Origin of the sequence: Micromonospora sp. NPDC052213 (assembly GCF_040679695.1) — a bacterium.
Taxonomy (GTDB): Bacteria; Actinomycetota; Actinomycetes; order Mycobacteriales; family Micromonosporaceae; genus Micromonospora.
This window is the reverse complement of record NZ_JBFAVI010000018.1, coordinates 61,519-70,982: the sequence shown is the minus strand read 5'-3', so window position 1 is coordinate 70,982 and position 9,464 is coordinate 61,519. Positions and strand designations below refer to the sequence as shown.

Below are 9,464 nucleotides of genomic sequence, written 5' to 3'. Positions count from 1 at the left end.
GGAAGACGACGATGTCGCGGCGGTAGGGCCGCGGGAAGGCCACGATCCGGCGGGCCACGCCGCGCTTGAGCCGGTGTGACCGCCGCGGCGGTCAGGCGATCGGCAGGTGGCGCAGGTGCCGGCGGCGGCGCAGCCGGACGCTGAACACGGCCGCCACGGTGACGATCAGCAACGCGGTGACGGCCAGCCCGTGCAGCGACCCCCGGGTCAGGTAGCCGGAGTCCGTGTGGTCCACCGCCCAGGTGGCGATCTCCCGGCTGGACCAGAACGGGGTGAGCTTCGCGCCCGTGCCGGCCGGGTCGATCAGCATCTGCACCGCCACGACGGTGAGCAGCAGCAGCGTCCCCTCCAGCTCGCGGGGGAGCAGGGCGCCGATCAGCATTCCGAACGGCGCGGCCACCCCCACGCAGCAGAGCATCGCGACGGCCACCCCACCGTGCCGCAGGTCGGGCGCGTCGACCACGGTGAGCACGAAGAACGGCACGGAGATGAGGAGCCCCGCCACCCACAGGCCGAGCATCCGGCCCAGGTAGAGGTGGTGCGGGCGGTAGCCGGCCAGCCGCAGCCGGGGCTCCAGCTCGCGGGCCGCGCCGGTGGCGAAGAGCGCGGCGGTGCTGACCGCCCAGCTGATGCCGAGCAGCAGCGAGCGCACCGACTGTCCGATGTAGGAGTCGCGCCGGATCAGCCAGAAGGCCAACGGCATCAGCAGCAGGAGCAGGAGCACGCCCCGCCGGCGCAGCAGCTCCCGCAGGGTCATCTCGGCGACGGTGACGAGGCGGTTCACGGACGCCCTCCCTGGGTGGCCGGGGTCAGGTCGAGCACGAGGTCGACCCGGTCGAGCTGGTTGAGCAGGTGGGTCACCACGACGATCGCCCGCCCCTCGTCGCGCAGCCGGGCGAGCTGGTCCCAGAAGTTGACGTACGTGCCCTGGTCGAAGCCCTGGTAGGGCTCGTCGAGCAGCAGCACGTCCGGCTCGGCGAGGGTGGACATGGTGAGGTTCAGCTTCTGCCGGGTGCCGCCGGAGAGGTGCCGGGCGAGGACGTCGCGGTCGGCGTCCCAGCCGAGCTGGTGGGCCGCCGCCCGGCCGGCGCGACGGGCCGGCCCCCGGGCCACGCCCCGGCCGGCACCGACCAGCACGAAGTGCTCGTCCGGCAGCAGGAAGTCGGCGGTGCCGCCCTGCTGGGGGCAGTAGCCGAGCCGGCCGGAGACGGTCACGTCCCCGGCGTCGGGGGAGACCAGCCCGGCGCAGACGCGCAGGAAGGTGCTCTTGCCGCAGCCGTTCGCCCCGACCACGGCCGCGATCTGCCCCGCCCGGACGGTCAGCGACGCGTCGCGCAGCACGGTGCGTCGCCCGTACCGCTTGGTGATGGCCCGGGCGTGCAGCCGGACCGGGCCGGGACGCGGGTTGGGCGAGGTGCCGATGCTCTCCACGATCGCGGCGGCGTAGTCCTGCGGCCGGCCGAGGACGACCCACGGGTCGCCTCCGCTGTCGCGCAGGTGCGTGGCGGCCTCGGCGACCACGTGCCGGGCGGCGTCCACCCGGACCCGGCGTCGGTCCAGCTCGGCCGCGAACGCCCGCAGCCACTCGTCGGCGTTCATCCGTCGACCCCCTTTCTGACGATGTCGTTCACCGGGGCGACGAACGCGAGCCACGCGCTGCCGCCCTGGCGCAGCGCCGCCCACCCGCTGTCGGTGAGCCGGTAGTACTTGCGCGCGGGCCCGGACGCGCCCTCCCGCCACTCGGCGGTGACCAGGCCGGTGCGTTGCAGGCGCAGCAGCACCGGATAGAGCGTGCCGCCCTGGATGGGCCCGATGCCGGCGGTGTCGAGGGCGTGCGCGAGCTGGTAGCCGTAGGACTCGCCCTCCCGCAGCAGGGCCAGGACGCAGAGGTCGAGCACCCCGCGCAGCCACTGCCCGCGCCGGTCGGATTCCATCCCGGCAACATAGCGACACCACCTAGATGGCGCAACTACCTAGCGGGCGGCACGGTTCCCCGCGCACGGGGAACCGGGGGCGCGTCAGACGGCGGTGACGTCGGAGACCACGACGGTGACGTTGTCCGGCGCGCCGGCCTGGTGGGCGAGCTTGACGAGCTGCTCGCCGCACTGCTGGCGGTCGGCGTACGTGCTCAGCGCCGCGGCGATCGTGGCGTCCTCGACGTAGTCGGACAGGCCGTCGCTGCACAGCAGCAGCCGGTCGCCGGCGGCCACGGTCAGCATCCCGATCGCGGGCGGCGTGTCCGCACCCTGCACCGCCCGGGTCACCAGCGACCGCTGCGGGTGGTGGCGTGCCTGCTCCGGCGAGAGCGCCCCCTGGTCGACCAGCGCCTGGACGAAGGTGTCGTCCCGGGTGAGCTGGGTGAGCTGGGCGTCGCGCAGCAGGTAGCAGCGGGAGTCGCCGACCTGGGCCAGCACCAGCGCGTCCCCGGCGAGCAGGGCGGCGGTGAGCGTCGTACCCATGCCGTCACGGGCCGGGTCGACGGTGATGGCGGCGTGGATGCGCCGGTTGGCGGTGCTCACCACGGCCCGCAGCGCGTCGGCGGCCTCGTCGGGGGTGGTCGGCGGGCTCAGCTCGTCGAGGATGCGGATGACGATCTCGCTCGCCACCTCGCCCGCGGGCAGGCCGCCCATGCCGTCCGCGACCGCGACGAGGCGGTCACCGGCGAGGGCGGAGTCCTCGTTGTTGGTGCGGACCAGGCCGATGTCGTTGAGGATGGCCGAGCGGAGGATCAGCGTCATGGGTCAAGCTTGCCAAGAACACCCTGCCGCCGTCTCTACGCACTACTGCGTAGGGTGTGGGAATGATGCCGGTGTCCATGGTCGGGCGCGCCGGTGAGCTGGCCGAGCTCGACCGGGCGTGGTCCACCGTGGTCGATTCCCGGCGCTCCGCGCCGGCCGTCGCGGTGATCACCGGTGAGGCCGGGGTGGGCAAGTCGCTGCTGGTCGCGGCCGCCCTGGACGCCTTCGCCCCGCGCCCGGCGGTGGTGCTCTCCGGCGCGGCCCGGGTGCACAGCCCCGCCCCGTACGACTGGCTGGCCGCCGTTCTCACCGGTCGGGACACGAGCGGGCTCGACCTGCCGCCGGACGCGCTGGCCTGGCTGGCCCAGCAGCCCACCGCGCCGCGCGAGCGCTACGCGCCGGGCACCCTGCTCCGGCTCGCGGTGCGGGTCGTCCGGCTGTTGGTCGGCGCCGGCCCGGCCGTGCTGGTGGTGGAGGACCTGCACGCCCTCGACCCGGCCAGCCTGAACCTGGTCGGCGAGCTGGCCACCGCCGCCGACCTGCCGGCGCTGCTGGTGGTGGCCACCCGGCCCGCCGCCGACGCGGTCGCGCCGGACCTCGCGGTCCGCGCGCTGGCCCGGCTCTGCGGCGTCCGGGGCGCCGTCCGCCAACACCTCGGGCCGCTGCTCCCGGCCGAGGTCGCCGAGGTGCTGACCCAGGTGTACGCCGAACCGCGCCCGTCCGGTCGCCTGGCGCGCGCGGTCTGGCGGCGCACCGGCGGCAACCCGTACGCGCTGACCGAACTGCTCGCCGCGCACGCCGGCCAGGGGCCCGAGGCGTTGCTCCGCCCGCCGCCGCAGGCACCGCCGGCCCGGTCGACGGTGGCGGCCCGGTCGTCGGCGGCTGCGGCCCGGCCCACGGCGGCCCGGTCGGCGCCAGCGCGGTCGGCGGCGGTGGCGCCCCGGCCGGCCGACCCGGTCGACGCCGAGCTGACCGGGCGGGAGATCGAGGTGCTGGGCTGCCTGGTCGCCGGGATGTCCAACAAGCAGGCGGCGCGGGCGCTCGGCATCTCGGTGCGGACGGTCACCGTGCACGTGTCCAACCTGCTGCGCAAGACCGGGTCGGCGTCGCGTACGGAGGCGGCGATCTGGGCGGTGCGGCGGCGGTTGCCGGCGCCGACGCCGGTCGACGGCTGAGCCGCCCCGCGCGACCGGACCGCCGGGCCGGCCGCCCCCACCGCGCGTGGCCGGACCGTTGAGCCGCCGCGCCCGACCCCGTCGTCGGCCGGCCGCCCCGGCGTCGTCGGTGGTGCGGGGTCAGCGGCGGGGATAGCGGAGCAGGAGGCTGGCGGCGACCTCCTCGTCGCCGACGGCGGCGTACACGTGCGGCACGTCCGACGTCCAGCGCAGGTGCTCGCCGGCGGCGGCCGTCAGCGGCGCGTCCACCGGGCCGGCGCGCAGCACGCCCGCGAAGACGGTGACGTGCTCGGTGACGCCCGGCTGGTGCGCGGGGGAGAGCTGCTCCGGGCCGGGCGCGACCAGCATCCGGTACAGCTCGTAGGTGGCGTCGGTGTCCTCGAAGACCTCCAGCAGGATGGCGGTGACCGCCGCGCCGCGGACGGTCGGTCCGGCGGCCGGGCCCGAGAGCACGGCCGTCAGCGGCACGCCGAGCTGCGCCGTGATCGCGTAGAGCGTCTCCAGAGTCGGGTTGCGGGTGCCGTTCTCCAGCCCGGAGAGCGTCGCCTTTCCCACCCCGGCCAGCCGGGCGAGGGTCGACAGGGACATGCCCCGTTCCTCGCGCAGCGCGCGTACCCGGCGGCCGACGGCGTCGGCTCCCGGATCGGGGTGCGGTGGGCGGGCTGGTGAGAGATGCGGCACCCCGCTATCGTGCTACAGGTTCTTGTTCCGTAACCGGAACGATCGGGGCGGGGGATGGCGGGACGGACGCAACCGTTGCTGGCGGGCGTGGTGACCGCGCTGGTGGGGTTCGCCAGCTCGTTCACCGTGGTGCTGGCCGGCCTGCGGGCCGTCGGCGCCACCGACGCGCAGGCCGCCTCCGGGCTGCTCGCGGTCTGCGTCGCGTCCGGGGTCTCCGCCGTCTGGCTGGGCCTGCGGCACCGGATCCCGATGAGCGTCGCCTGGTCCACCCCGGGCGCGGCGCTGCTGGTCGCCACCGGCCCGGTGCCCGGCGGGTGGCCCGTCGCCGTCGGGGCGTTCCTCGTCTCGGGCGTGCTGATCGTGGCCGCCGGGCTGTTCCCGGCACTCGGTCGGGCCGTCGCGGCGATCCCCCGGCCGATCGCGGGCGCCATGCTGGCCGGCGTCCTGCTGCCGCTGTGCACCGCCCCGGTCCGCGCGCTGGTCGAGGTGCCCCGGCTGGCCGCGCCCGTGGTGCTGGCCTGGCTGCTGCTGCACCGGTTCGCGCGCCGCTGGGCGGTGCCGGGCGCGCTGGTCGTGGCGGTGGCGGCGATCGCGCTGACCGCCCCGGTCGCCGGCCTCGGCGGCGCGCGGCTGCTGCCCGCCGTCGAGCTGACCGCGCCGGCCTGGAGCGTCCCCGCCCTGGTCGGCCTGGCGCTGCCGCTCTTCCTGGTCACCATGGCCGCGCAGAACGTGCCCGGGATGGCGGTGCTGGTCGGCTACGGCTACCGGCCGCCGTTCGGGGCCGCGCTCCGGGCGACCGGGCTGACCAGCCTGGCCGCCGCGCCCGCCGGCGGGCACGCGGTCAACCTCGCGGCCATCACCGCCGCGCTGGCCGCCGGCCCGGACGCCCACCCCGACCCGGACCGGCGCTGGATCGCCTCGGTCACCGCCGGCACGGGACTGGCCCTGCTCGGCCTGGGCGCCGGGGCGGCCACCGCGTTGATCGCGCTCGCCCCGCCGGTGCTGATCGAGGCGGTGGCCGGGCTGGCGCTGCTCGGCGCGCTGGCCACCGCGCTCACCTCGGCGCTGGCCGAGCCGACCGCCCGGGAGGCCGCGGTGGTCACGTTCGTGGTCACCGCCTCCGGGGTGACCCTGCTCGGCGTGGGCGGCGCGTTCTGGGGCCTGGTCGCCGGCGGGCTGATGCTCCTGCTCTTCCGCCGCCGCTCCGACGAGCCGGCCGCGTCGCGGCCCGCCCCGCCCGAGCCGGCTACCGCGCCCGAGCCGGTGGCCGCGTCGCTCCGGCCGGCTCCGGTCGGCTCGGACTCCCCCGCCGGCGCCGCGTCGCCGCGCGGCGCCCGGGTCGGCGGCGACTGACCCTCCGCGCCCGGGTCGGCGGCGACCGACCCTTTGCGCCCGGGCCGGCGGCGACCGACCCTTTGCGCCCGGGTCGGCGGCGACCGACCCTCCGCGCCCTGTCGGGCTGGATCGTCCACGACATCGGCTCGACGGCGTGCGGGCGTACCGGTCCGGGCGGGCCGGCACGCGGGCGTCACTCCTCCGGGGGGAGGGCGCCGGCGGGGACGTCGAGGCGTACCCGGCCGTCGGCGACGGTGGCGATCTGCTCGGCGAGCACGTAGACCGCGCCGGTGCGTGCCAGGTCGGTGGAGACCTTCAGGTAGCCGCTGTGCAGCAGCCGGGCCGCCAGGTCGGCCGGCACGTCCGGCTCCTCGACCGCCGTCGACTCGATCAGCTCGTCCAGGCTGCTGCCCGGATCGGCGGTCGGCGCCTGCACGGTCACCGCGTTCGGGTCGCCCCGCTGCACGAGGTCGACCGTGCCGACCTCGGTGCCGTCGACGTCGACCACCCGCATGCCCGTGGTGACCCGGGAAACCATCGCCTGCTGCTCGGTGCCCTGATTCATTCTGGCGCGGTTCCCGGCCCCCGCTCCGGCTAAACCGCCCGCGCCGCGCCCCGTACCCGCCCGCCCGGCCTTCCTCACAGCTCGGGGGACCAGGCGCTCGGTGGCCGGGGGGAGAGTTCGCGCCAGCTGTCGGTGCCCTGGAGCAGCGCCCGGACCGTCTCCTCGGCCTCCTCGACGCTGTCGTACTCGTAGAACTGGGAGACGCCCTCGGAGCCGCCGGCGCGCTGCTCGACGTGCCACCGGTCGGCGTCCACCCGGAGGAAGACGTCCCGTCGCGCCAGCCGGCCCCATTTCCCGTTCCACCAGTGCTTCCGCTGCTCCATGGCGGGGACTCTATCGAACATGCGTACGAAAAAGCGCGGCCCCCGCGGGATTCCCGCAGGGGCCGATGTGCCTGTGCCGGATTCAGCGCGCAGTGGGCGGTTCCTGCCGGCGGCCGAGCACGTCGTCGAGCGCGCCGCGCTGCTGCCCGGGGGTGGTGCGGCCGGCGGCGACCAGGGCGTCCCGGATCTCGGTGAGCAGCCTGACCTCCTCGCTCGGCGCCTTCGGCGGCGGCTCCTCGCCCCGCTTGCGCCGCTCGGCCAGCCTGTTCATCGGGTAGACGACCAGGAAGTAGAGCGCCGCCGCGGTGAGCGCGAAGGTGATGATCGCGTTGATGAAGCTGATCCAGTCGAACTCGACACCCCGGACCTTCCACGCCGCGCCCTGAAGGCCGCCCTCACGACCCGTGACCACGAGCGTGATCAACGCGATCAGCGGCTTGAGGAACGAGTTGGTGAGCTGCGTGACCACCGCCGTGAACGCGGCGCCGATGACGACGCCGACCGCGAGGTCGACGACGTTTCCGCGCATGATGAAGTCTTTGAAGCCCTTGAGCATCCGTACTCCCGAGGTGTCCGGTCTTCCGTCCGGCACAACCTATGCCCCGGGTGGCGGCTCCAGAAAAGCGCCGGCCTCGATCGCCGCCCGGCCCGGGTCGCCGGCGCGGATCGCCTCGACCAGCCGGGAGTGGTCGACGTAGCGCTCCGGCTCCAGCGCGCCGCCCATCGACTGGGTGATCGTGCTGCGCAGCGCGGCGCCGACCGAGGCGTACAGCTCGGCGAGCATGCCGTTGTGCGCGGCCGCCACCACGGCGGTGTGCAGCGCGGCGTCGGCCTCCACGAACTCGTCGACCCGGCCGCCGAGCCAGGCCGCCTCGCGTACGGCGAGCGCGTCGTCGAGCGCGGCCAAATCCTCGGGCGTACGCCGCAGCGCGGCGAGCCGGGCCGCCTCCACCTCGAAGGCGTGCCGCACCTCGACGACCTCGGCCGCCCGGTCGACGGTGAGCCGGCGGGCCACCACCGGGGCCAGTTCGTCGGTCGACACCACGTACGTCCCGGAGCCCTGCCGGCACTCCAGCACCCCGGCGTGCACCAGCGCCCGCACGGCCTCGCGGACCGTGTTCCGCCCCACGCCGAGCGCCGCGACCAGTTGCGGCTCGGTGGGGATCCGGCCGCCCACCGGCCACTCGCCGCCGAGGATCCGCTCCCTGAGCTGCGCGATGGTCTGCCGAACGCGGTGCCCACGGGGCGGCGCGGTGGCGGAATCAACCGACGGTGGCACTGGTTACAACTCCTGCCCGGAATTCATCCCATGATTGTAGGTTCAACGGTATGACCCCGCCACCACCCACCGCCACCGCCGGCGTCTCCGCCTCCACCGCCGATCCGATCCCGGCGCCGGACGGCGTGCCCGTCGCCCCCGCCGTGGAGCGGGCGACGCCGGGCCGGCCCGTGCACCCGGCCAACGGGGGCGTGCTGGTTCTGGTCGGGATGCTGCTGGTCGCGGTGAACCTGCGGGCCGCCGTGACCAGCCTCGGGGCGCTGCTCGACGAGGTGCGGGACGGCCTGGGGCTCTCCGGGGCGATGGCCGGCCTCGTCACCACCCTGCCCACCATCGCCTTCGCGGGGCTCGGCGCGCTCACCCCGTGGCTGGTCCGCCGGTTCGCCCCGGCCCGGGTGCTGGTGGTCGCGATGCTCGCGCTCGCCGCCGGTCAGGTGCTGCGCGTGGTCACCGACTCCGCCCTGGTCTTCGTGCTCACCAGCGCGCTGGCGCTGGCCGGCATCGCGGTGGCGAACATCCTGCTGCCGATGCTGGTCAAGCAGCACTTCCCGCACCGCACCGGGCTCGTCACCGGGGCGTACACGATGGCGCTGACCCTGGGCACGACGGTGGCCGCCGCGTCGGCGGTGCCGGTGGCGCACGCCTTCGGCTCCTGGCGGGTCGGGCTCGGGGTCTGGGCCGGGCTGGCCGCGGTGGCCGTGCTCCCGTGGGTGCCGCTGGCGCTGCGGGCGCGGGCCGCCGCGCGGCGGGCCACCCCGACGGAGGCCGTCGCGCCCCGCACCCGGATCCGGCCCGGCCGCACCCGGCTCGGCTGGGCGATGGCGGTCTACTTCGGCGCGCAGTCGCTCAGCGGGTACGCGATCATGGGCTGGCTGGCCCAGTTGTTCCGGGACGCCGGCTACCACCCGGAGACGGCCGGGCTGTTGCTCGCCGGGGTGACCGCGCTCGGCGTGCCCATCGCCCTGCTGATGCCGACGCTGGCCGGCCGGCTGCGGACGCTGCGCCCGCTGGTGCTCTCGCTGACCGCCGCGTCGACCCTGGCCTACCTGGGGCTCGCCCTGGCCCCGCACGGCGCGGCGCTGCTCTGGGTGGCCCTGCTGGCGATCGGGCAGGGCGCGTTCCCGTTGATCCTGACGGTGATCGGCCTGCGCGCCCGAACCGCCGAGGGAACCGTCGCGCTGTCGGCCTTCGCGCAGAGCACCGGCTACCTCATCGCCGCGCTGGGGCCGCTGCTGGTCGGCATCCTCTACGAGGCGACCGGCGGATGGACCGCCCCGATCGGGTTCCTGCTGACGGCGCTGGCCGTGCAGACCGCCGCGGGCCTGGTGATCGCCCGCCCCCGGCACATCGAGGACGAGGCGTGAGGAG

Annotated in this window: 12 protein-coding genes; 3 read left to right on the top strand and 9 right to left on the bottom strand. The window is 75.8% G+C overall.

Annotated features, from left to right (window positions below; all coding sequences use genetic code 11):
• Positions 1–91 precede the first annotated feature (91 nt).
• The 4 genes from AB0L34_RS07545 to AB0L34_RS07530 all read right to left on the bottom strand — a co-directional run bounded on the left by AB0L34_RS07545 (position 92) and on the right by AB0L34_RS07530 (position 2,738).
• On the bottom strand, positions 92–784 hold the full coding sequence (locus tag AB0L34_RS07545; RefSeq protein WP_363702764.1) for an ABC transporter permease: 693 nt from the start codon (positions 782–784) through the stop codon (positions 92–94).
• On the bottom strand, positions 781–1,599 hold the full coding sequence (locus tag AB0L34_RS07540) for an ATP-binding cassette domain-containing protein (protein WP_357449528.1): 819 nt from the start codon (positions 1,597–1,599) through the stop codon (positions 781–783). The genes AB0L34_RS07545 and AB0L34_RS07540 overlap by 4 nt, the downstream gene beginning before the upstream one ends.
• Positions 1,596–1,934 carry a PadR family transcriptional regulator gene (locus AB0L34_RS07535; protein WP_357449525.1) on the bottom strand — a complete coding sequence of 113 codons (339 nt, stop codon included), beginning with the start codon at positions 1,932–1,934 and terminating at the stop codon, positions 1,596–1,598. Before AB0L34_RS07535 ends, AB0L34_RS07540 begins: the two co-directional genes overlap by 4 nt.
• Before the next feature lie 84 nt (positions 1,935–2,018).
• Positions 2,019–2,738, bottom strand: a complete 720-nt coding sequence (locus tag AB0L34_RS07530) for a PP2C family serine/threonine-protein phosphatase (protein WP_357449522.1) — start codon at positions 2,736–2,738, stop codon at positions 2,019–2,021.
• 62 nt (positions 2,739–2,800) lie between these two features.
• Here AB0L34_RS07530 and AB0L34_RS07525 point away from each other — a divergent pair, with 62 nt between their 5' ends.
• Positions 2,801–3,913, top strand: a complete 1,113-nt coding sequence (locus AB0L34_RS07525) for an AAA family ATPase (protein ID WP_363702761.1) — start codon at positions 2,801–2,803, stop codon at positions 3,911–3,913.
• Between the two features lie 120 nt (positions 3,914–4,033).
• Here the strand turns inward: AB0L34_RS07525 and AB0L34_RS07520 are convergent, their stop codons facing one another.
• Positions 4,034–4,501: a helix-turn-helix domain-containing protein gene (locus tag AB0L34_RS07520; RefSeq protein ID WP_350679188.1), complete on the bottom strand. Its 468-nt coding sequence runs from the start codon at positions 4,499–4,501 to the stop codon at positions 4,034–4,036.
• Between the two features lie 147 nt (positions 4,502–4,648).
• Between AB0L34_RS07520 and AB0L34_RS07515 the strand changes: the two genes are divergently transcribed.
• On the top strand, positions 4,649–5,947 hold the full coding sequence (locus AB0L34_RS07515) for a benzoate/H(+) symporter BenE family transporter (protein WP_363702759.1): 1,299 nt from the start codon (positions 4,649–4,651) through the stop codon (positions 5,945–5,947).
• A 175-nt stretch (positions 5,948–6,122) separates the two neighbouring features.
• Here the strand turns inward: AB0L34_RS07515 and AB0L34_RS07510 are convergent, their stop codons facing one another.
• The 4 genes from AB0L34_RS07510 to AB0L34_RS07495 form a co-directional block, all read right to left on the bottom strand.
• Positions 6,123–6,494: a hypothetical protein gene (locus AB0L34_RS07510; protein WP_350701996.1), complete on the bottom strand. Its 372-nt coding sequence runs from the start codon at positions 6,492–6,494 to the stop codon at positions 6,123–6,125.
• Between the two features lie 74 nt (positions 6,495–6,568).
• Positions 6,569–6,817 carry a hypothetical protein gene (locus AB0L34_RS07505; protein WP_350701995.1) on the bottom strand — a complete coding sequence of 83 codons (249 nt, stop codon included), beginning with the start codon at positions 6,815–6,817 and terminating at the stop codon, positions 6,569–6,571.
• An 82-nt stretch (positions 6,818–6,899) separates the two neighbouring features.
• The gene (gene mscL / locus AB0L34_RS07500; RefSeq protein ID WP_363702756.1) at positions 6,900–7,373 is read right to left on the bottom strand and encodes a large conductance mechanosensitive channel protein MscL; all 474 of its coding nucleotides are present in this window, start codon (positions 7,371–7,373) and stop codon (positions 6,900–6,902) included.
• A 39-nt stretch (positions 7,374–7,412) separates the two neighbouring features.
• On the bottom strand, positions 7,413–8,096 hold the full coding sequence (locus tag AB0L34_RS07495; protein ID WP_363702754.1) for an FCD domain-containing protein: 684 nt from the start codon (positions 8,094–8,096) through the stop codon (positions 7,413–7,415).
• A 209-nt stretch (positions 8,097–8,305) separates the two neighbouring features.
• Here AB0L34_RS07495 and AB0L34_RS07490 point away from each other — a divergent pair, with 209 nt between their 5' ends.
• Positions 8,306–9,460, top strand: coding sequence for an MFS transporter (locus tag AB0L34_RS07490; RefSeq protein ID WP_363702770.1), 1,155 nt, complete (start codon positions 8,306–8,308; stop codon positions 9,458–9,460).
• Positions 9,461–9,464 lie beyond the last annotated feature (4 nt).